Here is a 23570-nt window from a genome sequence, read left to right as displayed (position 1 = left end):
ATCTGGCGGCCCGGCTCGTCTGCCAATCCGGGCGCCATCCTGGTCAGGATGGCGCGCAGAGGATGCCGACTGTCGCGTCGTCCGGCACTAGATCTTGCCGTCGTCCTTGAAGACGTCGCTCCAGTCCTTCACCAGGCCATCGAGTGCTTCCTGGGCGGTGCCGTTGCCGGCGACCACGTAGTTATGGACGCGCTTCTGCATGGCCTGCAGCAGCGAGGCGTAGCTTGGCTCGGCCCAGAAGTCCTTGACGATCGCCATCGAGTCCAGGAAGGCCTGGGCATAGGGCTGGCTCTTTGTAAAATCCGGCGCGTTGACGACGGAGTTCAGGCAGGAGAACCCGCCGAGCTCCCACCATTTGGCCTGCACTTCGGGCTGTGCGAACCACTTGATGTATTGCAGGGCGACGTCGCGCTTGTCGGAGTAGGAGACCACCGAGATGCCCTGGCCGCCGAGCTGAGCGAAATGCGCCTTTTCAGCAGGATTGGGGAAGAAGCCGATCCTGTCGCCGCCGACCTTCTCGTCCTTGTAGAGGCCGGGCCAGGTGAAGGCGAAGTTCATCTGCATCGCGACTTGGCCGGATTTGAAGGCGTCGGCGGATTCGACCATATAGACGTTGGAGCTGCCGGGCGGAGTGCAGCAATCATAGAGCGACTTGTAGAATTCGAGACCCTTGACCGCGTCGGCCGAGTTGACGAAGCCCTCCATGTCGTAAGGCTTCTTCGGGTTGTCGTACTGGAAGCCCCAGTCGTAAAGGACGTTGGTTACGCCCATGGTGATGCCTTCGGAGCCGCGCTCGGTATAGATCGAGGCGCCGTAGACGGTCTTGCCGTCGATCTCGCGCTTCTGGAAGAACTCGGCGATCTGCTTCAGTTCGTCGTAGGTCTTCGGGGCTGCGAGATCGTGGCCGTATTTCGCTTTGAATTCCTTCTGCAGTTCCGGCTTCTCGAACCAGTCCTTGCGGTAGGTCCAGCCGACGACATCGCCCATGGCGGGCAGCGCCCAGTAATTCGGCGTGTTCTTCGGCCATTCCGAGTAGCCGACGACCGTCGCCGGCACGAAGTCATCCATCTTGATGCCTTCCTTGTCGAAGAAGTCGTTGAGCTTGACGTAGTGGCCGTTTTCGGCCGAGCCGCCGATCCACTGGCTGTCGCCAATAATGAGGTCGCAGAGCTTGCCATGGGAATTCAGCTCGTTGAGGAAGCGATCGGCATAACTTGTCCAGGGAACGAATTCGAACTTCATCTGCGTGCCAGTCTTGGCGGTGAAGTCCTTCGACAGCTCGACCAGTGCATTGGCGGGGTCCCAGGCGGCCCAGCACAGCGTCAGTTCATCGGCGTTCGCGAGATTGGGCAATGCCGACGACATGACGAATGCCGCGGACAGCCCAAGAAGGGCTTTCGATGTTTTCTGCATAAGTTCCTCCCAGAACCAATGCCGGCTCCCCGCCGGCGTCGCATGTTCACCCGTTTTAGAGAATGCTCACATGAACTCCTCAATCATCATGTTTAGCAATATGTTTAGTGATACGTATTTTTATAAACATTGCAAGCGACAATCGTCGCTGCAGCGCACGCGCTGGGTTGATCGGCGGCAGCAGGTCCGGCCCTCTCTTTTGGAAATCCGGGAAATTTTTGCGGCAGGCGTACCAATGGGACGAAATCTGGCCTCGCGGCGATATGGGCCGCAGGATATGGACGTCGACGCCGCTCCTGTTTTCCCGGGAGGGTTCAAACTTGGCCTCGCTTCGGCGGGGCTCTTTCTTTGGGCCGACCGCCGGCCGTATCGGGAATATTCTGTCCGACTGCAAGATTTAGCCTTTCCGGCCTGATGCGACGGGCGTATTCAGCCAACGCGCGGCGTCGTTCGCGCGCTTCCCGCGGCAGATCCTCCGATCGGCTCCTTCCAGTTTCCTGCCGCGCCGACAATTCGCATTGTGAGATCAATGACCACGGCAGAGACGAGCGAGAACCGGCAAGAGGCGGCAAGCGGCCGCCAGGCGAAGATCGTGGCGCTGGTCGTTGCCGTCTCCTTCTTCATGCAGATTCTCGACGGCACGATCGTTGCCACCTCGCTGCCGCAGATGGCGGCAAGCTTCGGCGTGCAGCCGGTATCGATGAGCATCGGCATCACCGTCTATATGCTGACGATGGCCGCCTTCATTCCGCTGTCGGGCTGGCTCGGCGACCGCTTCGGCGCGCGCCGTGTCTTCCTGATGTCGATCGGCGTCTTCACCGGCGCCTCGCTGTTCTGCGGGCTGTCCGGCAGCCTTATGGAATTCGTGCTGTGGCGCGCCGTCCAGGGGGCGGGCAGCGCGCTGATGACGCCGGTCGGACGCATCATCGTGCTGAAGAACGCCCGCAAGTCCGAACTCGTCCAGGCGATTGCGCTGATCACCTGGCCGGCGCTGACCGCGCCGGTGATTGGCCCGGTGCTCGGCAGTTTCATCACCACCTATGCCAGCTGGCACTGGAACTTTCTCATCAACATCCCGATCGGCATTCTCGGCATGGGACTGGTGTTGCGCTTCGTTCCGGAGCAGCGCGAGGCCGACGCCGGCCGTCTCGATCTCGTCGGCTTTGTGCTCAGTGCGGCAGGGCTCACCTTCCTGCTCGCCGCCCTGGAACTCTCGGTCAAATGGGAAGGCGGGCTCCCGCAGGTGATATCTATGCTCGCGGCTGGCATCGTGCTCTCCGTCATGGCGACGCGACATTTCCTCGCTGTCGACAATCCGCTTCTCGACCTTTCGGCCTTCGGCGTCCAGACCTTCTCGATGTCGACTCTGTCGGCGGGCACGGCCTGCAGGGTGGCCATCAATGCGACACCGTTCCTGCTGCCGCTGTTGTTCCAGCTCGGATTCGGACTGAGTTCAATTGCCGCCGGCACTTATCTGCTCGTCTATTTCCTCGGCAATCTCGGCATGAAGACGGTGACGACGCCTCTCCTGCGCTTCTTCGGTTTCCGCACGGTGCTTGTGCTGAATGGGCTGATCGCGGCGTTTTCGATCGTCGCCTGCGGTTTTCTGACGCCTGATACGCCGCAGTTTTTCATCCATGCGCTGCTTTTTCTCGCCGGCCTGTCGCGGTCGATGGAATTCACCGCGCTGAACACGCTGGCTTTCGCCGATATCGGCCCGGCGCAGCGCAGTTCCGCCTCGACGCTATCGAGCATGCTGCAGCAGGTGTCGATGCTGCTCGGCGTGGCGGTGGCGGCCGCCGTGCTCAACATTGCCGCGGCTCTCAGAGGGGCCGAGACCCCCGTTCTTGCCGACTTCCGTTGGGCCTTCGTCTTGGTCGGAGCGATCGGGGTCATCTCGTCGCTGCGCTTCCTGCAATTGCCGGCGGAGGCGGGAGCGGAAGTTTCGGGTCATCGGAAATTTCAGAAAAACTAACCTGCCGACGAAACCAATCAACCCGCTCTGCGGTACCGGTTTTCCGTTGTCGTCCTTTGGCGCCGCCTGCGACAAGAGCGAGGGGTAGCGGCTGTTTACCTCGGGCGGTCAATGCAATACGACATTGCCATGCGGACGAGTCGGACGCTTGCGGTCCATCGTCGCTGCGGGAGAACGCCGGGAGAGGGAATGAGCAATTCTAGCGGCGATGCGGATGTCCTGATCCACATCCTCTATATCGACGACGACGAGGGGCTGGCATTGCTGATGCAGAAAAACCTGCTTCGGCGCGGCTTTTCGGTCGAGTGGGCTAAGAACGGCGCTGCCGGTCTGGCGAGACTCGGCGAAGGCGGAATCGATGCCGTCGTACTCGATCATGTGCTGGCCGACGAAACCGGCCTCGACATTCTGCCCTGCATCACGGCGATGCCGGATCATCCGCCGGTCATCTATGCGACGGGTTCGGACGATACCAGCATCGCGGTCGCGGCGCTGAAGGCGGGTGCCGACGACTACGTGCTGAAGGGGATCTCGGCCGATTATTTCGATCTGCTCGCGGCTGCCCTCGAACAGGCATTGGAGCGGGCGCGTTTTCGCCGCGAGACGGCGCAGGCGCAGGAGGTGATCCGCCAGCAGCGCGATCTTGCGGAGATGCTGCTTGCCGAAGTCAATCACCGCATTGCCAACAGTCTCGGGCTGGTCGGCGCGCTGATCCGCATGCAATCCTCGATGACCAAGGACCAAGTGGCGATCGATGCGCTGCACGAAACGCAGATGCGCATCAACGCCATCGCCAGCGTGCACCGCCGGCTCTATACCAACCGACAGGTCGGATCGGTGCAGCTCGATGAATATCTGAACAGCCTGTTGATCGAACTCGAAGCGTCGATGCGTGACGACAAGCGGCCGCACCGCATCATGCTGACTGCGGCGCCGGTCAATCTGGCGACCGACAAGGTTATCACGCTCGGACTGATCGTCAGCGAGCTCGTCACCAATGCCTTCAAATATGCCTATCCGGACAGCGTCACGGGGGAGATCCGTGTCAGCGTCGACCAGACGGAAGAGGTGCTGAAGGTCATCGTCGAGGATGACGGCGCGGGGTTTGATCCGGAGAGCCCTGCCAGAGGGACTGGGCTCGGCACGCGAATATTGACGGCGATGGCCGCCAGCCTGAAATCGGATTTCGCCTATGATCCCGGTCATGGCGGGACGAGGGCGACGCTGGTGTTTTCGTTGCATGAGGGGAAGTAGGAGGTGTGATGCAGGGCGTGCCGTGGGCCTCCTCACGGCACAGCATTATCCTTTTTCCGCAATAGCTTACCGACATCGCATCATCAAACCTAACGCATGGGGAGGACAGACATGACGACGATCCGCACGCCGCGCGAAGTCTATGATTTCTGGTTCGTTCGCTGCGGCCGGGAGCTGTGGTTCCAGCCGCCGCCGGAACTCGACGTGGAGATCCGTGATGTTTACCGCGATACGCATCTGGCGCTGGCCGCAGGCATCAGTGACGAATGGCGGGCCGATCCGATATGCCGGCTGGCGGCGGTCATCGTGCTCGACCAGTTCCCCCGCAACATCTATCGCGGCACGCCGCTCGCCTTCGCAACCGACGGACTGGCGCTGCGGGAAGCCAAGCTCGCGCTTGCGGCCGGGGGCGACCAGGCCGTCGAGGTCGCCTGTCGCACCTTCTTCTATCTGCCGTTCGAACATGCCGAAAACCTCGACGAGCAGGAACGTTCGGTGGCCTTGTTCACTGCGCTTGGCGACGCGGAATACCTGGATTATGCCATTCGTCATCGCGATGTGATCGCGGCCTATGGCCGATTTCCGCACCGCAATGCCATCGTCGGACGGGAGTCGACGGCTGCGGAGCGTGACTATCTCTCCTGGCCAGGCGCCGGCTTCTGAGTGCTTCTCATGCAGGTCTTTCAAGTTCGCTGCGAGGCGCTTTAGGCATTTCCCGCCTTTCTGTCGCCTTTGTTTGCAATGAAAAGCTGACATTCTATCCTGACGACAACCCTCCCGGAGGCGCTTTTGCGGCTGAGAACGATCCTGCTTCGCACCATTCTTCTGATGACGCTGGCGCTGGCCGGCGCCCATTTCGAGAGTGCCGCAGCCTTGGCGCAGGAGCCGCAGACGCAGGCGGCGGCGGAGACGCCGCTTGTCGATACGCCATCCGCTCAGGCGGCGAAGGAAATCGAAAAGGCGAAGGTCCAGCTCGGCTCGCTCCAGGATAGCGTCAAGCAGAACGCCGATAATGACGATGCGCTGGTCGGGATTGCGGCCAAAGCCGACGAACTCAGCCGCGCCGTCATCACGATCTCGGTCAATCTCAGGCCGCGTTTCGATCAGATCAAAAACCGCCTTGGCGAGATCGGCGATCCGCCGAAGGATGGACAGCCGCCCGAGGCTGAGATCGTCACCCAGGAGCGCAATGCGCTTGCCGCCGAGCGTGCGCAGATCAATGCGGTGACAGGCGACGCCGAAAATCTGTCGATCGCGGTGACGCAGCTTGTCAACGAGATTATCGAGATGCGACGGCGGCTTTTCGCCGATACGCTTCTCAGACGTACCGAAATCTCCGTCTCGGTGCTCGACGATGCCGCCGGCGCCTTCGTGCACGAGGTCAGCGAATTCTCGCAGGCCCTGTCCAGCTGGGCCGCCTTCGTCTGGAAGTTCAAGCGCTTCCCGTTGTTTGCGGCGATCTTCCTGTCGCTCGCCTCGGCGCTCATTCTGCTCTCCGGCAGCTACCGCCTGTTCGGCGCATATTTGCGCCGCGATGAGGCGGTCGAGAACCCGTCCTATATCGGCCGGCTGTCGATTGCCTTCTGGTCGACGTTGATCCGCACTCTGGCGCTTGCGGTGCTGCTCGTAACCTCGTTCTTCTTCCTCAATAGTTTCAACGTGCTGCGGCCCGATATCGCACCCGTCATCGGCGCGCTGTTCGGCACGATCGGGCTCGTCTATTTCGTCGGCCGCTTCGTCAACGCCATCTTCGCGCCGCGTGAACCGCATTGGCGGCTGGTGAAGCTTTCCAATCTCGGCGCCCGCTCGATCGGCTACTGCCTGCTGGCGATGGCTGTCGTCAACGGGCTCGACTATCTGTTCGGAACGGTCAGCGAGGCGATGGGTTCGCCGCTGGTGCTGACGGTGGTCAGGAGCCTGATCGCCGCGCTGATCATCGGCGTGATCCTTATCGCTGCCTCCTTCGGCAAGCCGATGCTGGCACGGAACGGCGATCCCGACGCGCCGGGCAGGCATTGGCCGCGCGGCATGGCCATCATCCTGCGCGTTGCCGGCGCCGGCCTCATCATCACCGCGCTCGCAGGCTATGTAGGACTGGCGCGCTTCGTCGCCACGCAGTTCATCATTACCGGTGCGGTCGTCGCCACCATGTATGTCGGTCTGCTGTCGGGCAAGGCGATCTCTCGACAGGAGAGCTTCGGCGACACCTTCTTCGCCCGTTTCCTGACGCGCCGCTTCAATCTGGGGCCTGTGGCGATCGACCAGGTCGGCCTGCTCGTCGGCCTTGCGATCTATGCGGTGGCGCTGCTCGTCGGCATCCCGCTGATCCTGCTGCTCTGGGGCTTCCATGTGCAGGACCTGCAGCTTCTCGCCTATCGGCTGTTTACCGAGGTCAAGCTCGGCGGCATCAGCATCTCGCTGCTCGGCATCTGCACCGGCATTCTGTTGTTTGCCGGCGTCTACCTGTTGACGCGCTGGGTGCAGCGCTGGCTCGACGGCAATGTTATGGCCCGAAGCCATGTCGATCTCGGCGTGCGCAACTCCGTCAAGACGGGGATCGGTTATCTCGGGGTCGGTGTGGCGGCGATCATCGGCGTCTCGGCCGCCGGGATCGATCTGTCGAGCTTCGCGCTCGTCGCCTCGGCACTTTCGGTCGGCATCGGTTTCGGCCTGCAGAACATCGTCTCCAACTTCGTCTCCGGCCTGATCCTGCTCGTCGAGCGGCCGTTCAAGGTCGGCGACCATGTCGTCTCGGGCACGGCCGAAGGCATCGTCAAGCGCATCTCGGTGCGCGCCACCGAGATCGAGACCTTTCGCAAACAGTCGATCATCGTGCCGAATTCGGAGCTGATCAACGGGCTGGTCGGCAACTGGACGCACCGCAACAAGATCGGCCGCTCGGAAATTCCTGTTTCGGTCAGCTACGATGCCGATCCGCAGAAGGTGATGGATATCCTGCTGGAACTGACGGCCAAGATACCGCTCGTCATGCGCAATCCCGAACCGCATGTCGAATTCCTGCGCTTCGGTCCCTATTCGCTGGATTTCGAACTGCGCTTCTTCCTCGCCGATATGGGCGACGGCATGACGGTGCGCAACGATCTGAGGATCGAGATCCTCAAGCGCTTCAAGGCGGAGGGCATCGAGATTCCGTTGCCGCAGAGCGATCTGACCATCCACCGCGAGGCGCCCGCCGCCATCGCCAACGAGGGCAGGGGCGTCAGGCCCAGCTCCGCGGACGGCGCTGCCGGCGAGGAGGAGTATCGGGTGCGACAGCTGCGTGGCCGGACCGCCGAGGCCAGCCTGAAGAGCTGAACGGCTCATTCAGCCATCATTCACAGGTCTATGTGCATGATCCCTTGCATCGGGATCGCTGCCGAGGGCAGCACCGATCGTTCGAGGGGAGGGCGCACCCGCGCCGCCGCACATGATGGCAAGATTTGCCGCCGCTCTGCTTATCCCGATGCTCGCCGCGCCGGCAGTCCATGCGGCATCCATCACCAACACCGATCCTGCCGCCGTGGTGCTTGTCATCACCGAGGGCGGCCAGCGCGTCGAGGTCGTCGTCGATGCCGGAGCTTCGGAAAACCTCTGCCCTTCCGGCTGCTTCATGACGACGCCCGACGGCGACCGCATTGGCCTCGACGGCGGCGAGACGATCGACATCATCAAGGGCTCGGCCGTGGTCAAGTAAGGCTGCGGCCCCCTGGGGCTATGGCTCTCCGCGCGCCAGAGCCGTTTGCGCCGCCACGGGCATCCGCATCAGCGGCCGGATGGCGAGGAGTGCCGCCACGGCCGCGGCGCCGAGCCCGGCAGTGATCGACAGCGACCATGATACGCCGATATTGCCCATCAGGAAGGCCAGCGCGAACGGCGCCGTCGAGGAGACGGCGAGGCGGGCCGACATCACTTTTCCCTGCCGCTGGCCATAGCCCTCGCTTCCGAAGAGCGCCAAGGTCAGAGTTCCCTGCACGATGCTGCTGAGGCCGGAGCCGAGGCCGAAGACCACGGCGAAGACCACTGCGCCGGGAACCGACGGCGCGGTGAGGAGGAGAATGACAAGGGCCGCCGGCAGGAGCACGGCGGAAATGACGGCGAGCATGAGCTGCGGCAGGCTGCCGCCGAAGACCATGTTGATGAAGCGGCTCATCACCTGCGAGGGTCCGAAAAGCGTGCCGACCATGACGGCCATGGCGCCGAGCCCGAGCGCCGACATGACGGGCACCATATGGACCAGAAGGGCCGCGTTGACGAAGCTTTCCAGCGCAAAGCCGGTGACCATCAGGATGAAGGCCGGCGTGCGCGCGGCGGCGGGAAGGCTGGGTTCGATGCGCCTCGTCGCGCCGCTCTTCTCGCCGGTTCCGCGATGGCCGGCGCTGCGCGCCAGCCAAGTATGGATGGGAAGGCAGACGAGCAGATTGATCGCGGCGAAGATGAGATAGACGCTCTGCCAAGAGAAGTGGGCATGCAGCGCGGCGGTGATTGGCCAGAAGATGGTCGAGGCGAAACCGCCGATCAGCGTGAGATAGGTGATGCTGCGCTGGGCCACCCGCGGCCTTATCTGAACCAGCAGGGCGAAGGCCGCGCCATATTGCACGAGGTTCGACGCCGTCTCGACGGCGATCAGGGCGATGACGAAAGCGACTTTGCCAGGAGCAAAGGCGCAGCCGGCAAGCGCGATTGCCGCTATCGCCGAGCCCAAAGTCATGACCCGGCCGGCGCCGAAGCGATCGATCCATTTGCCCATGGCGGGAGCCGCCAGGCCGCCGATCAGCAGTGCCGCCGACAGCGCGCCGAAAATCCATTCCGCCGACCAATCGAGCCCGCGCGCCATGTCGAGCGCGAGGATGCTGAAGCTGTAATAGAGGGTTCCGTAGCCGATGATCTGCGTCAGGCCGAGCGCGAGGATGGCGGCAATGGGCGGCCGTTCGGAAGCGACGGGCGTCATATGGATTTGAGGCCCACGCGTCGTTCAAGCTTTTCGGCTTCTTCTCTGCGCTCGCTGTAGCGGTCGGTAAGGTAGGCCGAGGCGTCGCGCGTCAGCCATGTGAATTTCACCAGTTCTTCGCAGACGTCCACGACGCGGTCGTAAAAGGATGAGGGCTTCATGCGCCCGTCGCTGTCGAACTCCTGGAAAGCCTTTGCCACCGACGACTGGTTGGGAATGGTGATCATCCGCATCCACCGGCCGAGGATGCGCATCTGGTTCACGGCATTGAACGACTGCGAACCGCCGGATACCTGCATGACGGCAAGCGTCTTGCCCTGCGTCGGCCGGACCGAACCGACTGACAGCGGTATCCAGTCGATCTGCGCCTTCATGATCCCGCTCATTGCGCCGTGCCGCTCGGGGCTGACCCAGACCTGGCCTTCCGACCAGGCGGAGAGCTCGCGCAATTGCTGGACCTTTGGATGAGCGACCGGCGCTCCGTCGGGAAGAGGAAGGCCTTCGGGATCGAAGATCCGCACTTCGCAGCCGAAATGCTCAAGCAGGCGTGATGCCTCATGCGCGAGCAGACGGCTGTAGGATACGGCCCTCAGCGAGCCGTAAAGGATGAGGATGCGCGGCTTGTGCGTCGAGAAGGGCGGCCGCAAGGCCGCCAAATCCGGTTGGCGAAGGTGGGCCGGCGAAGTAGCTGGAAGATCAGACAATGCGCTTGCCTTCGGTATCGAGCACCTTCTCGCCGTCTTCCTTGGTGAAGGCGCCCTTATGCGTCTCCGACAGGATTTCCAGAACCACCTCGGAAGGCCGCGACAGCCGTGTGCCGAGCGGGGTGATGACGAAGGGCCGGTTGATCAGGATCGGCTGGGCGAGCATGGCGTCGAGCAACTGGTCGTCGCTCAGATCGGGATTGCCGAGGCCGAGTTCAGCGTAGGGCGTATCCTTCTCGCGCAGGGCCTGGCGCACGGTCAGGCCGGCATCGGCGATCATCTTGACCAGCTCCGCGCGTGACGGCGGCGTGTTGACGTATTCGATGATATCAGGCTCGATACCGGCATTGCGGATCATCGCCAGCGTGTTGCGCGAGGTGCCGCAGGCGGGATTGTGGTAGATGGTGACGTTCATAGTTTCGCTTCTGGTGACAGGGTTGATGAGGATGATGCGGCTGGCTGCAGCAGCCAGGTGAACAGGAAGAGGGCTGCGACCGCACCAACGATTTGGGTAAGCCAGAACCCCGGAAGGTCGATCGGGCGGATGCCGGAGAAAGTGTCGGTCAGGGAGCGGGCGAAGGCCACCGCCGGATTGGCAAACGAGGTCGAGGCGGTGAACCAGTAGGCGGCAGTGATGTAAAGCCCGACCAGCCATGGAACGGCCTTCTGCTCGAAGCGGATGCCGGCGAGAATGATTGCGACGAGGCCGAAGGTCGCAATCCCCTCGGAAAACCATTGCGCGCCGCCGGTGCGGACCTTGCTCGACAATTCCAGGAGCGGCAGGTTGAACATCAGATGGGCGCAGATCGTGCCGGCCACGCCGCCGGCAAACTGCGCCAGCACGTAGCCGCTAAGGTCGCGTTTCGGCAGCGAGCCCGACATGGCGAAGATCAACGAGACGGCCGGGTTGAAATGGGCGCCGGAAATTGGCCCCAGCACGGTGATCAGAACGACCAGGATCGCGCCGGTCGCCAGCGTATTGCCGAGCAAGGCGAGCCCGACATCCGCCGTCAGCGATGTGGCCATGATGCCGGAGCCGACCACGGTTGCGACCAGCATGGCGGTGCCGAGCGCCTCCGCGACCAGCCGGCGCGATAGATCGTAAGAAGCCATCAGCCCGCCCCTGCCGGTTTTGCGGTCGTGCCTTCCATCGCGCCGATCTGACGCAGATGCGATTCCAGCGCCAGCTTGTCGATCGAGGCCAAAGGCAGGCTGAGGAAGGCCACGATCCTGTTTTTCAGGAAACGGGCGGCCTGTGCGAAGGCGCGGCCCTTCTCGACCTCGCTGCCCTCGACGGCGGCCGGATCCTCGACGCCCCAGTGAGCGGTCATCGGATGGCCGATCCAGACGGGGCAGGCTTCGCCGTGGGCGGTGTCGCAGACGGTGAAGATGAAATCCATCTCCGGTGCGTCGGGCTTGGCGAACTCGTCCCAACTCTTCGAGCGGAAGCCGGTGGCGGGATAACCCAGCGCTTGCAGTTCCTTCAGCGCCAATGGATTGACTTCGCCTCTCGGCTGGCTGCCGGCGGAATAGGCCTTGAACCGGCCTTTGCCCTCGGTCTCCAGGATCGACTCCGCCAGGATCGAGCGCGAAGAATTGGCAGTGCAGAGAAAGAGCACATTGTAAACGCGGTCTGTGGTCATTGCAGTTCCTCCTTGGTTGCAGGTGCACAGCATGCGGCGACGGCGGCGGCGGGCGCGCAGATTTCGGCGTTCCCTCCGCAGCAATCCTCCATCAGAAAACGGATCAAACCGCCAAGCGCCTCGTAATTGGCGGTGTAGATGATCGAGCGCGATTCACGTTGCTGGGTGATCAGCCCTGATCGCTCCAGCTCCTTCAGGTGGAAGGAGACGTTTGACGGCGAAACCTCGGCCCTTTCGGCGATGGAGCCCGCCGCCATTCCGTCGGGACCCGAGACGACAAGCATGCGAATGATATGGAGGCGCGTTTCCTGCGAAAGCGCGCCGAATGCGGCGAGGGCTTGACGTTGATCCATATTTCAATAATCCTTGAATCGTTGAAACGAGGATTAGCGCAGATGAATGCCATCGACAACAATAAAATTCAGGCGGAGGAGATAAGCCTCGGCCTGCTGCTTGATGCGCTCTCCGGCGAAAAGGACGCGCCGCTTGTTTTCCATTGCGACGGCCGGCCGGTGAAGCCGGGCTATCATATCACCGAGGTCAAGGCGGGCCAATTCTCAGCGCTTGATTGCGGCGCCAATCCGGAAGCATGGACGGAGATATTCATCCAGCTCTGGGACATCGACGAGGGTGAGCGCACGCATATGCCGGCCGGCAAATTCCATGCGATCATCCTAAAGGTGACCGAGCATGTGCCGCTCGACGGTACCGCCAAGCTCACTTTCGAAGTCAGCGACGGCGTGCGGCCGATGCAGCTTTATTGCGCGGCAATACCGATCTTGCGTGGCGGGGCCGTGCATGTCGACCTTTCGCCGCGGCCGGCAAGCTGCAAGCCGCGCGACCGCTGGCTCGCCGAGGAGAGCAGAAAGGCTGCGGCCTGCTACGGTCCTTCGGCGACGGGGAGCGGCTGCTGTGCGTAGGGACCTGCGGGGATCGGGCAATGACGGAGTGGTCCGCATGTCCTGCGCTCGCTTGGCATCAGGAATTGACTGAGGCGTGGGCATCCCACCATCTGAGCACCCGCATTGCCCGGAGCGTGATCCAGCGCGAGGGCTGACCTTCTCCCTCGTCGATCTCGAACCAGACGCGCCCCGGCAGGGTCCAGTCGAGCGGCCATCTGCCGTCCTGAAGGCGGCGGATGCGAAGATGGGCGATCGCTTCGCCGAGGCGCGGATCGGGGGCGGAGCCGGTCAGGAGGGTGCTTGACCGGAAATAATCGAGGGCGCGGAGGATGTCGTAGCGCCAGCGGTTCGGGTGCAGGAAGTGCAGGAAGCGTTCGTCGGCCGGCTCGCCGGTGCCGAGACGGCGGAAGAGGTTGCGCTTCAGCATGAATTCCTCGCCCGTTCTGCGTGCCTCCCGCGATTGCGGCGTACCGCCGGTCGCTCGCTCGAACTCCAGCAGGCCTTCCAGCACGTTGATGGTGCTGGCAAAGGACGATCGAATGGAGCCTTTGCACCTTTCGCAATTCCAGCCGCCATCCTCGAGGCGCTCGCCGGTCAGCCTCTCGACAATGGAGGAGACGTCGACACCGAAATAGGCGCCGTCGGCGACGGTGCGGCCGTTGATGCACTCCTCGACTTCGCCCTTCCAATAGGACTGGCCGCCTTCCTCCCAATGGGCATTGGCGCCGATCAATTCGACGGTGCGCCTGGCCTGCTCGCAGGCGGGATCGAGACCGAATTCCCGCAATTGCGATAGCGAAAAATTTGTCGGCGTCCACGGCTGGCCGCGCTCGCGCCACTCGCGAGGGTCGAATCCGGTGGGAAGAAAAGCGCCGCCCGCCCATTGGCCGTCCTCGTCCTGGCAGGCAAGCAGCCTCGCGCCCCAGCCTTCCTTCTCCACCTTGGCCCGCTCGGCCATCCACTCCGCTTCGGGGGCATCGATGAGATCGCGCATCACCTGCCACCGGATTGCCGGGTCGGAATCGAGCAGCCATTCGATCACCGGGTCGGGTTGGGTCATGTGCACATCCGCCCACAGGTTGGGGTCGATCACGCATCTATAATGGCTTCCGCGGAGCTCCGCCAGCCGGTCGGGTTGAAGGCAACGCTCTTGTCTCGCAGCGTTGCGACGCTCTATCGCCGCGCCGGTCTACCTGGTTTCGGCCGTCGCATACGAGATATGCGCCCATGATCGATCGGTAAGCAGATGCTTGCCATGCCGCGGCCCGACTGCGCCAAAGAGAGCGCGAAGCTGAGATCAAGGTCCAAGACCTATAACGCGACAATTGTCGGTGAAAGCCCGTTCGATGCGGAGAACGCCGCGCTCCACGCCTGATTTCTTAATCATATCTGCAGGAAACCCGGGCTGGTCCAGCTGGAAGCTTCGCCGTCTCTCGCTGATTAATGATTAGTCAAATCAATTGATGTATCAGTTTGAGCCGGGGATGGATTTTACATTAAAGGTTTACCATGTCGTTTTTGGGTATTTCGGGGATGCAATATTCCGGAGAGATGTTTGCCGGCGCGCGCATTATTGTCGCGGAAGATTCAAACGTCTTCACCTCGATGATCAGCAAACGCCTCAAGGAGTTGTTCGACATTAATGTCGAGATCTGCCGCAACTTTGAGGATTTGCAGTTTTCCTACGACAAATCTTCCGATCCGATCACGCTGGCGATCTCGAACATCAATCTGCCCGGCGCCGAAAACGGCGAAGCGCTCGAATATCTCGTCGATCTTTCCATTCCCACCATCGTCTTTACCGGCACCTTCCATGAAAGCATGCGCGACAAGCTGATGGCCAAGGACATCGTCGACTATATCCTCAAGGACAATATCTTCGCGGTCGATCTGCTGGCGGAGTCGATCTGCCGGTTCCTGACCAATCATCGCCACCATGTGCTGATCGTCGACGACAGCGCGACGGCGCGCGCGTTGTTGTCGAGCCGGCTGAAACGCTATAATTTCCGCGTCAGCGTCGCCGACAGCGGCGGCAAGGCATTGGAGATCCTGAAGGCCAATCGGGATATCGGCCTGATGATCACCGACTATAACATGCCCGATATTGACGGCTTCGAACTAACGCGGCGCATCCGCGCCAATATCGGCTCGCACGAGCTGCGCATCATCGGGGTTTCCTCCTCCTCGAACCGGTTGCTTTCGGCGCGGTTCCTCAAAGCCGGCGGCAACGATTTCATGCTGCGCCCCTTCATCGACGAGGAGTTCTACTGTCGCGTCAATCAGAATCTCGATACGCTCTTGCAAATTCAGTCGATGCGGAAGGAGCGGGCGGTTGCCTGACGGCCCTTCCAGCATGAGTATTGCCAGTGAGGCGGAGATGCCGGTCCGTGATCGGCATCGATTTTTTGCAATTACAAGTAACGCCATCATTTGTCCCCTTCACGCGCACAGGCCTCTCGGGTATCGTCTGCCCCGACGGTGGGAGGGCCGAGTCGAGCCCGTCGGGCGCAGGGGGGAATAGCGGCTGTGGCTTTTCAAGCAGATTTTCAGCGGGATGGAATCGGGCTGCGCTCCGGCGGCCTCAAAATACTTCTGGTTGAAGATTCCCGGATGTTTTCCGCCGTGCTCTGCCACCGATTCCAGACGGAACTTGGGCTTGCCGTCAAATCCTGCTCGTCGCTGAAAGCGCTTCGCCGGGAGCTTGCCGAAGACGGTCACGGCTACACCATGGCCGTCGTCGACCTCAACCTGCCGGATTCGCCCTATGGCGAGGCGCTCGACTGCACGATCGAGCACGATATCCCGGCGATCGTCTTCACCGCCACGTTCGATCTCAACACGCGCAACAGGATCATGGAGCGCAATGTCATCGATTACGTGTTGAAGGACAATGAGTTCGCGCTCGACAATCTGGTCGCTACCGTCCGCCGGGCGATCTCCAACCGCAAGACGCGGGTGCTCGTCGTCGACGATGTCGTCTCGGCACGCCAGGTGCTCGTCGACCTCTTGAAGGCGCAGCAATATCTCGTCGTCGAGGCAAGCTCGGGGCTCGAGGCGCTGGCCGCTCTCGAAGCCTACAGCGACATCGAACTCGTCGTCACCGATCACCATATGCCCGATATGAGCGGCTACGAGCTGACGCGGCGCATCCGCCATCGCTTCGGTTCGGACCGGCTGCGTGTCATCGGCGTGTCTTCGTCCAACGACCGCATGCTGTCAGCCAGTTTCCTGAAGGCGGGCGCCAGCGACTTCCTCTACCGGCCCTTTGTCGCCGAGGAGCTGCAATGCCGCATTGCCAACAATGCCGAGACGCTGGCGCAGATGCGGCAGCTGAGGGCGGCGGCGGCATGCGACTACCTGACCGGCCTCTACAATCGCCGTTATTTCTATGACAACGGCCCGAAGCTGGTGAACGAATGCCTGCGGCTGAAAGTGCCGAGTTCAGTCGCCATCCTCGATATCGATCATTTCAAGCGTCTGAACGATACCTACGGTCACGAGATCGGCGACAAGGTGCTGAAAGCGGTCGCCAACCGGCTGTTTACGATCTTCGAGGGCAGCGACAATCTTCTCTCGCGGCTTGGCGGCGAAGAATTCGCCATCCTCTTCCCGCAGATGGATTCAGCTGCTGCGACCAAGCTTTGCGATGAAATCCGCTCGGATATATCGCGGTTGAAGGTCACCGCCGACGACGAGGACCTCGGCGTCACGATCTCCATCGGCATTGCCGAGATCGGCGGCTACGAGACCTTCGAGAATTATTTGAACGCCGCCGACCAATTCCTCTACATGGCCAAACACAGAGGCCGCAACCAGGTCTATTCCGACGCAAGGATGACGGAGGAGGCGGCGCAGTAGGGTGGGCTGTCGCCACTGGTCTTCATCCTCGGCCTTGTGCCGAGGATCTGCTGCCCAATCAACCCGTGGTTAGATGCTCGGCACAAGGCCGAGCATGACGAAGGAATGGTCAGCTTCTTGTGTTGCGGCCACCTCAGGCGGCGACTGCCTGCCTTGCCGTCGCCATGGTCATCTTGCGCTCGGCGCGCTCCTGCTGCGGCGAGCGATGGTAGAGTTCGCGATAACACTTGGAGAAATGCGAGGCCGAGACGAAGCCGCAGGCGACGGCGACTTCGACGACGGGCATTGAGGATTGCACCAGCAGATGGCGGGCGCGGTCGAGGCGGATTTCCAGATAGTAACGGGCGGGCGAACGGCCCATCTCCTGGCGGAACAGCCGTTCGATCTGGCGCCGGGAGAGGCCGGCGCCGTCGGCGATCTCGATCAGCGACAGCGGCTCGGCCAGATTGCCTTCCATCAGCTCGATGATCGACAGCACCTTGGCATTCTGCACGCCGAGGCGGGCGCGCAGCGGCAGGCGCTGACGGTCGTGCGGATTGCGCACACGGTCGGTCAGGTGCTGCTCGCAGATGCGGTTGACGAGGCTCTCGCCGAAATCCTCGCCGACGAGGTTCAGCATCATGTCGAGCGAGGCGGTGCCGCCGGCGCAGGTATAGAGATTGCCGTCAATCTCGTAGAGATCGGCATAGACCTCCGCCTGCGGGAAGGCTTCGGAGAAGCCCGGCAGGTTTTCCCAGTGGATGGCGCAGCGCTTGCCGTTCAAGAGCCCGGCCTGGGCCAGCACATGTGCGCCCGTACAGAGGCTGCCGACGGCAACGCCGCGATTGTAGCATTCGCGCAGCCAGGCATTGACCGATTTGTTGTTGAACTGCTCGACATCGATGCCGGAACAGACGAGCACCATGCCCGGCCGGTTTTCGCCGCCGAGATGGCGGCGCTCCTCGGCGAGCGAGGAATTCGCCTCGACGCCGATACCGCAGGAGGAATAGACTTTTTCCCCGTCGAGGGAGGCGAGCCGCCAGGTATAGGCCTGATAGCCGAGCATGCGATTGGCGATGCGCAAGGTGTCCACGGCGGCCGAGAAGGGCAGCATGGTGAATTGCGGTACCATAAAGAAGACCAGCGAACGCTTCTTGATCTGCATCCTGTTCATAGCGAAATCCATGCTCGAGGGACGATGACTATTCGTTGCGCGGAATGCGTCGCGCCGATGTCCTGAAAGCGACACTGGCATGGAAAAATGCGGCCGGGAAGAGCAAATATGCGACATTGACCGCGATTTGACCGGTCAAGTCCCGGGCGAGGGCGCCGGCGGGGTGGAAGAGAGCTCACAGCCAACCGAAATTCAGGGGCTGAAGTGCAATGGGGAACGAGATGGCGGACACGAAAAAGGCGGCGTTGCAAGATGCAGACGCCGCCCTCATCTCAGGAGGAATGTCGCATTCATTACATGGTCCGGTGTTTGCTGTCGTCGGTGCTCGGCCAGCCGATATCCTTGCGGACGTCGAACGGCATGGCTTCGATTTCGCGGGCAGTCTGCCAGCGGGTCCAGGCGAGCACGAGCTTGTGGGCATAATGGCCCAGATCGAAGCGGCCTTCGCTGGAGGTGAGGGTCTTGCCACCACCCCGATAGGTGAGCGTGGTCATTTTTCGGTTCCTTTCTTGAGCCGGGACATGGTGGCGATGGGAGGTTCGTCCATGTCCATGCTGCTAATATGGGCTTCGCGGACCCATCATTCAAACGAATAGAGTTTATGGATAACATCAACGATTTTGAATGATCCCGGTGCCCACTCCGGGGGCAGCTTCGTCGCTAAAAGGATGATCCATGGTGAGCGGATAGCAGCAGGACCGCTGGGATGGACAGGGTGGCCACGGATTGATGGGCCGATGCTGGCAAGAGGCCGGGGGCGGCTTCGACACCGGTCGGAGCTGCGAATGGCATGCCGAACCGCCCTCGTCATCTCAACATCGAGCGTTTGGCCTTCTTGCGACAAGTGATACAGTTGAATTTCGGTCGTTCAGCTGGAGAAAGAGGAATTATTCCCATGGCAGACCAGAAGCGCCCGCTGCAGCCTGGAGAATCCGCGCCGGCGTTTGCGCTGGCCACGGCCAATTTCGACGGAACGGTCTCGCTCGCCGACTTGAGGGGTCACCCGTTCTTGATCGGCTTCTTTCGCGGGCTGCACTGCCCGTTCTGCCGGCGTCAGGTAGAACAGCTCGCCGGCGTGCAGCCAACCCTGCGCGCCGCCGGGCTGGAGACCGTGGCCGTTATCAACACGCCGGTGGAACGCGCCCGCCTGTATTTCCGCCACCGGCCGACGCCGGTAACGCTTCTGTGCGACCCCGACTGCCGCACACATCGCGCCTACGGCGTGCCGCATGCAGAGTTCTTGCCCGATGCGAGCAGCGGTCAGCCCGAATGGCCATATGGCGCAACGATGGCGCAATTCCAAGCGGCACGCATCAACCCAACGGGCGAGCTGCCAGAACCGCTACAGCCGATGGAAGCCAACACGATCCTCAACGCTAAGGACCACTTCGAGCTTAATGAAGCCGATAACGCCATATTCGAGAAGCACGCTACTCAGCTTGTCGGGCACTTCCTGGTCGATGCGAACGGCACCATCGGCTGGGCTCAAATCGAAGCGCTCGACGGGCCGAGCAGCCTTTGCATCTTCCCGACCGCGGCGGAGATCATCGCCGCCGCTGGCAGCCTTGGACGCTGACCTGTAGCGAACCGTCCGCCAGAGTTGCTGCACGATGTCGAATGAGGGCGACGACCCATATGGGCCGCCTGCATACTGCTCTCTGTCCAAACGACAACTGCTCGGGCGCGCGAGGGTGCACTTCTAGCCTGCGTATCCTTGATGCCAACTCGAACTCATCGACAGTTCGACCCCATGATCCATAACGGCCTCATATACGAGTGCGCTCGAAATCTTATCTTTCGTCTGCGGTCGCTCAGCCACGGCTTTTTTGATCTGCAGGATTGTTTCGCGGTCCTGATCTTCATGCGTGGCAGCAGCGTCTTCAGGTGCGCGAGATCGGGTTGCGTGTCCGGCTGGTCTACCAGCCAGATATCGATGGTCCACATCGACTGGTTCTGCGTGCGAACCGATAGCCAGAGATAAAACCCATCGGGATGGTTGTCCGGCTCGGTGTTCCATGCGCCGGTGTCATTTCGAAAACGTACTGCGACGACGCTCTCGGCCTTCTGCATAAGACGAGCGCCGATACCCCGAATGCTTCGAGCGTGCCGGCATCCAGCCTGGGACAAGACATCGTTATGTCGATGTCTCGTCGAACCATAAGCCCCATGGCCGAACTGCCCACACGGGTAGGATTTCCGATAGCCCCGTCAAGGTGTAGCTGCCGGACGATTTCGTAGGCCCCACCCGTGAGCGCCAAAATGCCGGACCTCACGAAAGAGCCGCGAAACGAAGATCCGTGCCGTTCCTTGCCTTACCTTCATGCAGAAAGTCGTTTACGAACATCGGTCTGGGCCGACGCACCAACTTCAGAGGGGCTCCATGCAATTCGACGATTTGGACCTGAATTTGCTCCGAGTTTTCGACATCATGATGCGTGAACGAAGCGTCACGCGCACGGCGGAGCGTCTGGGCAGAACGCAGTCTGCCATCAGTCATTCACTGGGAAGGCTGAGGATGCTCTTCCGCGACGACTTGTTCACGCGAGATGGCTCAGTCATGTGTCCCACACCGCGCGCCGTGGAGCTTCTCTCGGAGATTTCAGGCGCGCTGAGCACGATACGCTCCTCGATCGACAGGCACCAAATATTTGATCCGGCATCGACGCGTCGCAACTTCCGTGTGGGACTTACCGATTACCATGCGATGGTCTTTGTCCCGGAATTGTTGCGGGAATTTGCCCGGCAAGCCCCGCACGCAACGCTCAACATCATACCGGCCAATGGCATCGAAATACTCAACGCCATCCACCTCAGGCAGGTAGATTGCGCCCTGACCGGTGCTTCGATCCGAGACGATCCACGTGTAGCGAGAATCGAACTGGGCCAGGACCGCCTGCTCTGCGCAGTTTGGAGCGGCAGCGCCATCGCCAAGCAGGGCTTGACCCTGGATGCCTATCTTGCCGCGTCGCATTTGCAGATTTCCGCCGACGGCGTCTCGTCCGGCCTGGCAGATATTGCGCTCAAGGCGGCGGGATTGAAGCGGAATATCGTCGCCACGATATCGAACTATCTCATACTGCCCTGGGTCCTCAGGGGAACGGAATTCATTACCCACTGCGGGGACGGAATTCTCCATATCCTCGACGATGCGAGCGAGGTGAAGGTGGTGGCGCCACCGCTCAGGATCGAAAACGTAAGCACGTCATTGCTGCTTCAGCATCACATGGCAGCGGATCCCGGCATGATTTGGCTCACGCAAGTCATCTCACAAATCTACGACGGGTCACAAAAGACAAAAGTCGAAATCATGAAGGGCCAGGTGCTTTGAGCGGCACGGGATGACCAAATACCCAGACAATGAACCTTACTCATGTTCGTGATGACGAATATGAATTTGACTGATGAACGGCTTTCGGCGACGCTCCCTGTAATCAACAAAAGGGGACCCGCCATGAAAACCATCATAAAAGCATTTCTCGGCCTTTCCACCGTGCTGTGCGCCACGGCCGCGCAGGCGACGACTCTCGAAAACGTGCAGAAAAATGGGGTGCTGACCTGTGGCACGAATGCGGCGACTGCGGGATTCAGCCTTCCCGACAACGACGGCAAATGGACCGGCTTTGTGGTCGACTATTGCCGGGCAGTCGCCGCGGCCGTGCTCGGGGATGCCAAGAAGGTAAAGTTCATTCCGCTCACGCCGAAAGACCGGTTCACGGCCCTGCAGTCTGGCGAGATCGACATCCTGGCGCACAACGCAACCTGGACATCGTCGCGTGACTCTACCCTTGGCATCCTGTTCGCCGGCACGTATTTCTATGATGGCCAAGGATTTATGGTCCGCAAATCCGATAACATCGGTGCGATCAAGGACCTCAACGGCGCCTCCATCTGCGTGACGCAGGGCACGACGACGGAATTGAATATCGCCGACTATTTCCGGGCGCAGAATATCACCTATACGAGCGTCGGCTTCGCGGACGAAGAATCCGTCGTCAAGGCCTTCGAGGAAGGGCGGTGCGACGCTATGTCGGCGGACAGCTCGACCTTGAACGCGTCCCGCATGCGCATGGCCAAGCCCGATGACAGCGTCGTGCTGCCCGACCTGATTTCGAAGGAACCTCTTGGCCCGGTCGTACGCCAGGGCGACGACCAGTGGTTCAATATCGCCAAGTGGACTCTCTATATCCTGGTCGCTGCAGAGGAATTCGGCGTCACGTCGCAAAATGTCGACGAGATGAAATCCTCCGCCAATCCGAATATTGGCCGCCTTCTCGGTGTCGAGGGAAGCATCGGAAAGGATTTCGGTCTCAAGGACACTTGGACGGCGGATGTCATCAAACAGGTTGGCAATTACGGAGAAATATTCGACCGTTCGATCGGCAAGGATTCGCCGCTGAAGATCAGCCGCGGCGCGAACGACCTCTGGAACAAGGGCGGGCTGCAATACGCCCCTCCCATCCGCTAGTTGGAATTTTGACAGGCTGGCGCGGACCGCCGCGCCAGTTCCTTCAAGACAGCTCGGTGGATGAGAAATGTCCGATCTTTCACTCCCTTCCCAACTGCGCCGGAACCTGTCCTTTGACGATCCAAGGGTCAGAGGTGTTGTCTACCAGGCGTTGCTCGCGGGCAGCCTTTTGACCCTGACCGCCGCCATCGGAATCCAGACGGTGTCCAATATGAGCGCGCGCGGCATTCCGCTGTCGCTCGACTTTTGGAATGAAACAGCCGGGTTCGCCATCAACCAAACCCTCATCCCATACGACTCGCTCTCGACATATGGACGCGCGTTCTGGGTGGGGGTCGTGAACACTCTCGTCGCCGGCGGTCTCGGCATTCTGTTCGCCACGATATTGGGTTTCGTCGTCGGCGTGGCGCGACTCTCCGACAACTGGATCGTCGCTCAGGTCTCGGCATCATATGTCGAGATTATCCGCAACGTTCCGCTCCTTCTGCAACTTCTCTTCTGGTACAACGCGGTTCTGAAGCCGCTGCCGGCTCCAAAGGCATCCATCGCGATCCCGGGCGGCATCTACCTCAACAACCGCGGACTGATATTTCCCGAAATCCAGCTTCATCCGGGTGCCAGTGTGGTAGGCGTTGCAATCCTGATCGCCGGGGTATTGTCGGCTTCATTCTACATGCATGCAAAGGGCGTTCAAAAGCGAACCGGCAGGCAGCTTCCGATCTTGGCTTCGTGCGCCGGGCTCATGATTGGCTTGCCGCTACTTGCTGTTATTACGACCGGAAACCCGGTGTCGTTCCTGGAGCCCAAACTGGTCGGCTTCAACTTCAGGGGCGGACATCAGCTGTATCCGGAGTTCGCAGCGCTCCTTATTGGCCTATCCGTCTACACGGCATCCTATATCGCCGAAATCGTCCGGGGAGGGATCCTGGCCATACCCAGGGGGCAGACCGAAGCCGCATATGCACTCGCCCTGCCACCCGGCAAGACCCTCCGCCTCGTCATTATTCCCCAGGCTCTGCGTATCATCGTTCCTCCCTTGACGAGCCAGTATCTCAATCTGATCAAGAACTCCTCGCTCGCTGTGTTCATCGGATATCCGGACCTGGTGCAGGTCTTTGCCGGCACGGTGCTGAACCAGACGGGCGCTGCGATCCAGGTGATGGCCATCACGCTCTCGGTTTATCTTGCGATCTCCTTGCTCACGTCGATGGCAATGAACCTCTTCAACCAGCGGCTTGCGATCGTAGAGAGGTGA

General features: G+C 61.2%; 23 protein-coding genes. 13 read left to right on the top strand and 10 right to left on the bottom strand.

Annotated features, from left to right (window positions below):
• Positions 1-87: 87 nt before the first annotated feature.
• Positions 88-1413, bottom strand: a complete 1326-nt coding sequence (locus K6M89_RS15415) for an ABC transporter substrate-binding protein (RefSeq protein WP_097579695.1) — start codon at positions 1411-1413, stop codon at positions 88-90.
• A gap of 70 nt (positions 1414-1483) precedes the next feature.
• Here K6M89_RS15415 and K6M89_RS15410 point away from each other — a divergent pair, with 70 nt between their 5' ends.
• From K6M89_RS15410 to K6M89_RS15385, 6 genes are all read left to right on the top strand, one after another.
• The gene (locus K6M89_RS15410; RefSeq protein ID WP_222140023.1) at positions 1484-1828 is read left to right on the top strand and encodes a hypothetical protein; all 345 of its coding nucleotides are present in this window, start codon (positions 1484-1486) and stop codon (positions 1826-1828) included.
• Positions 1829-1942: 114 nt separating this feature from the next.
• The gene (locus K6M89_RS15405; protein WP_222140022.1) at positions 1943-3388 is read left to right on the top strand and encodes an MFS transporter; all 1446 of its coding nucleotides are present in this window, start codon (positions 1943-1945) and stop codon (positions 3386-3388) included.
• Positions 3389-3577: 189 nt separating this feature from the next.
• On the top strand, positions 3578-4642 hold the full coding sequence (locus K6M89_RS15400; RefSeq protein ID WP_222140021.1) for a sensor histidine kinase: 1065 nt from the start codon (positions 3578-3580) through the stop codon (positions 4640-4642).
• A 111-nt stretch (positions 4643-4753) separates the two neighbouring features.
• Positions 4754-5305, top strand: coding sequence for a DUF924 family protein (locus K6M89_RS15395; RefSeq protein WP_222140020.1), 552 nt, complete (start codon positions 4754-4756; stop codon positions 5303-5305).
• Positions 5306-5431: 126 nt separating this feature from the next.
• A complete protein-coding gene (locus K6M89_RS15390; protein WP_222140019.1) occupies positions 5432-7957 on the top strand; it encodes a mechanosensitive ion channel family protein in 2526 nt (841 codons plus the stop codon).
• Between the two features lie 112 nt (positions 7958-8069).
• Positions 8070-8336: a hypothetical protein gene (locus K6M89_RS15385; RefSeq protein ID WP_222140018.1), complete on the top strand. Its 267-nt coding sequence runs from the start codon at positions 8070-8072 to the stop codon at positions 8334-8336.
• Between the two features lie 18 nt (positions 8337-8354).
• Here the strand turns inward: K6M89_RS15385 and arsK are convergent, their stop codons facing one another.
• The 6 genes from arsK to K6M89_RS15355 are packed head-to-tail and all read right to left on the bottom strand — an operon-like array spanning position 8355 to position 12290.
• Positions 8355-9590, bottom strand: a complete 1236-nt coding sequence (gene arsK, locus K6M89_RS15380; RefSeq protein ID WP_222140017.1) for an arsenite efflux MFS transporter ArsK — start codon at positions 9588-9590, stop codon at positions 8355-8357.
• Complete coding sequence (gene arsH, locus K6M89_RS15375) at positions 9587-10312, bottom strand: arsenical resistance protein ArsH (protein ID WP_222140067.1); 726 nt, start codon at positions 10310-10312, stop codon at positions 9587-9589. Before arsH ends, arsK begins: the two co-directional genes overlap by 4 nt.
• Positions 10287-10709 carry an arsenate reductase (glutaredoxin) gene (gene arsC / locus K6M89_RS15370; protein ID WP_222140016.1) on the bottom strand — a complete coding sequence of 141 codons (423 nt, stop codon included), beginning with the start codon at positions 10707-10709 and terminating at the stop codon, positions 10287-10289. The genes arsH and arsC overlap by 26 nt, the downstream gene beginning before the upstream one ends.
• Positions 10706-11407: an MIP/aquaporin family protein gene (locus K6M89_RS15365; RefSeq protein WP_222140015.1), complete on the bottom strand. Its 702-nt coding sequence runs from the start codon at positions 11405-11407 to the stop codon at positions 10706-10708. The genes arsC and K6M89_RS15365 overlap by 4 nt, the downstream gene beginning before the upstream one ends.
• A complete protein-coding gene (locus K6M89_RS15360) occupies positions 11407-11937 on the bottom strand; it encodes an arsenate reductase ArsC (protein ID WP_222140014.1) in 531 nt (176 codons plus the stop codon). The genes K6M89_RS15365 and K6M89_RS15360 overlap by 1 nt, the downstream gene beginning before the upstream one ends.
• Positions 11934-12290, bottom strand: coding sequence for an ArsR/SmtB family transcription factor (locus K6M89_RS15355; protein WP_097579706.1), 357 nt, complete (start codon positions 12288-12290; stop codon positions 11934-11936). Before K6M89_RS15355 ends, K6M89_RS15360 begins: the two co-directional genes overlap by 4 nt.
• A 42-nt stretch (positions 12291-12332) precedes the next feature.
• On the opposite strand from K6M89_RS15355, the gene K6M89_RS15350 reads away from it, so the two are divergent.
• A complete protein-coding gene (locus K6M89_RS15350; protein WP_222140013.1) occupies positions 12333-12857 on the top strand; it encodes a DUF6428 family protein in 525 nt (174 codons plus the stop codon).
• 58 nt (positions 12858-12915) lie between these two features.
• Here K6M89_RS15350 and K6M89_RS15345 read toward each other — a convergent pair whose 3' ends face one another.
• Positions 12916-13899: a squalene cyclase gene (locus tag K6M89_RS15345; protein ID WP_097579708.1), complete on the bottom strand. Its 984-nt coding sequence runs from the start codon at positions 13897-13899 to the stop codon at positions 12916-12918.
• A gap of 449 nt (positions 13900-14348) precedes the next feature.
• Here K6M89_RS15345 and K6M89_RS15340 point away from each other — a divergent pair, with 449 nt between their 5' ends.
• Together K6M89_RS15340 and K6M89_RS15335 are read left to right on the top strand one after the other, a co-directional pair.
• Positions 14349-15179, top strand: a complete 831-nt coding sequence (locus tag K6M89_RS15340) for a response regulator (RefSeq protein ID WP_222140012.1) — start codon at positions 14349-14351, stop codon at positions 15177-15179.
• 186 nt (positions 15180-15365) lie between these two features.
• Positions 15366-16697, top strand: a complete 1332-nt coding sequence (locus K6M89_RS15335) for a diguanylate cyclase (RefSeq protein WP_039620426.1) — start codon at positions 15366-15368, stop codon at positions 16695-16697.
• A 133-nt stretch (positions 16698-16830) separates the two neighbouring features.
• On the opposite strand, the gene K6M89_RS15330 is transcribed toward K6M89_RS15335, so the two are convergent.
• Together K6M89_RS15330 and K6M89_RS15325 are read right to left on the bottom strand one after the other, a co-directional pair.
• Positions 16831-17850: a GlxA family transcriptional regulator gene (locus K6M89_RS15330; protein WP_003579912.1), complete on the bottom strand. Its 1020-nt coding sequence runs from the start codon at positions 17848-17850 to the stop codon at positions 16831-16833.
• Between the two features lie 293 nt (positions 17851-18143).
• Positions 18144-18344 carry a hypothetical protein gene (locus K6M89_RS15325; protein ID WP_010034163.1) on the bottom strand — a complete coding sequence of 67 codons (201 nt, stop codon included), beginning with the start codon at positions 18342-18344 and terminating at the stop codon, positions 18144-18146.
• 401 nt (positions 18345-18745) lie between these two features.
• Between K6M89_RS15325 and K6M89_RS15320 the strand changes: the two genes are divergently transcribed.
• The 4 genes from K6M89_RS15320 to K6M89_RS15305 all read left to right on the top strand — a co-directional run bounded on the left by K6M89_RS15320 (position 18746) and on the right by K6M89_RS15305 (position 23570).
• On the top strand, positions 18746-19426 hold the full coding sequence (locus K6M89_RS15320) for a redoxin domain-containing protein (RefSeq protein ID WP_222140011.1): 681 nt from the start codon (positions 18746-18748) through the stop codon (positions 19424-19426).
• Positions 19427-20230: 804 nt separating this feature from the next.
• Positions 20231-21178 carry a LysR family transcriptional regulator gene (locus tag K6M89_RS15315; protein ID WP_222140010.1) on the top strand — a complete coding sequence of 316 codons (948 nt, stop codon included), beginning with the start codon at positions 20231-20233 and terminating at the stop codon, positions 21176-21178.
• A 123-nt stretch (positions 21179-21301) separates the two neighbouring features.
• Entirely contained in the window at positions 21302-22315 is a 1014-nt protein-coding gene (locus tag K6M89_RS15310; protein WP_222140009.1) for an amino acid ABC transporter substrate-binding protein, read from the top strand.
• A 67-nt stretch (positions 22316-22382) separates the two neighbouring features.
• Positions 22383-23570, top strand: coding sequence for an amino acid ABC transporter permease (locus K6M89_RS15305; RefSeq protein ID WP_222140008.1), 1188 nt, complete (start codon positions 22383-22385; stop codon positions 23568-23570).

Source organism: Rhizobium croatiense (assembly GCF_019793465.1).
GTDB classification, from domain to species: domain Bacteria; phylum Pseudomonadota; class Alphaproteobacteria; order Rhizobiales; family Rhizobiaceae; genus Rhizobium; species Rhizobium croatiense.
This window is presented reverse-complemented; position numbering and strand designations above follow the sequence as displayed.

Coding starts and splice junctions, on each gene's coding strand:
- K6M89_RS15415 (WP_097579695.1), bottom strand. CDS start 1,413: ATGCAGAAAACATCGAAAGCCCTTCTTGGGCTGTCCGCGGCATTCGTC.
- K6M89_RS15410 (WP_222140023.1), top strand. CDS start 1,484: ATGAACTCCTCAATCATCATGTTTAGCAATATGTTTAGTGATACGTAT.
- K6M89_RS15405 (WP_222140022.1), top strand. CDS start 1,943: ATGACCACGGCAGAGACGAGCGAGAACCGGCAAGAGGCGGCAAGCGGC.
- K6M89_RS15400 (WP_222140021.1), top strand. CDS start 3,578: ATGAGCAATTCTAGCGGCGATGCGGATGTCCTGATCCACATCCTCTAT.
- K6M89_RS15395 (WP_222140020.1), top strand. CDS start 4,754: ATGACGACGATCCGCACGCCGCGCGAAGTCTATGATTTCTGGTTCGTT.
- K6M89_RS15385 (WP_222140018.1), top strand. CDS start 8,070: ATGATGGCAAGATTTGCCGCCGCTCTGCTTATCCCGATGCTCGCCGCG.
- arsK (WP_222140017.1), bottom strand. CDS start 9,590: ATGACGCCCGTCGCTTCCGAACGGCCGCCCATTGCCGCCATCCTCGCG.
- arsC (WP_222140016.1), bottom strand. CDS start 10,709: ATGAACGTCACCATCTACCACAATCCCGCCTGCGGCACCTCGCGCAAC.
- K6M89_RS15365 (WP_222140015.1), bottom strand. CDS start 11,407: ATGGCTTCTTACGATCTATCGCGCCGGCTGGTCGCGGAGGCGCTCGGC.
- K6M89_RS15360 (WP_222140014.1), bottom strand. CDS start 11,937: ATGACCACAGACCGCGTTTACAATGTGCTCTTTCTCTGCACTGCCAAT.
- K6M89_RS15355 (WP_097579706.1), bottom strand. CDS start 12,290: ATGGATCAACGTCAAGCCCTCGCCGCATTCGGCGCGCTTTCGCAGGAA.
- K6M89_RS15350 (WP_222140013.1), top strand. CDS start 12,333: ATGAATGCCATCGACAACAATAAAATTCAGGCGGAGGAGATAAGCCTC.
- K6M89_RS15345 (WP_097579708.1), bottom strand. CDS start 13,899: ATGACCCAACCCGACCCGGTGATCGAATGGCTGCTCGATTCCGACCCG.
- K6M89_RS15340 (WP_222140012.1), top strand. CDS start 14,349: ATGTCGTTTTTGGGTATTTCGGGGATGCAATATTCCGGAGAGATGTTT.
- K6M89_RS15330 (WP_003579912.1), bottom strand. CDS start 17,850: ATGAACAGGATGCAGATCAAGAAGCGTTCGCTGGTCTTCTTTATGGTA.
- K6M89_RS15325 (WP_010034163.1), bottom strand. CDS start 18,344: ATGACCACGCTCACCTATCGGGGTGGTGGCAAGACCCTCACCTCCAGC.
- K6M89_RS15320 (WP_222140011.1), top strand. CDS start 18,746: ATGGCAGACCAGAAGCGCCCGCTGCAGCCTGGAGAATCCGCGCCGGCG.
- K6M89_RS15315 (WP_222140010.1), top strand. CDS start 20,231: ATGCAATTCGACGATTTGGACCTGAATTTGCTCCGAGTTTTCGACATC.
- K6M89_RS15310 (WP_222140009.1), top strand. CDS start 21,302: ATGAAAACCATCATAAAAGCATTTCTCGGCCTTTCCACCGTGCTGTGC.
- K6M89_RS15305 (WP_222140008.1), top strand. CDS start 22,383: ATGTCCGATCTTTCACTCCCTTCCCAACTGCGCCGGAACCTGTCCTTT.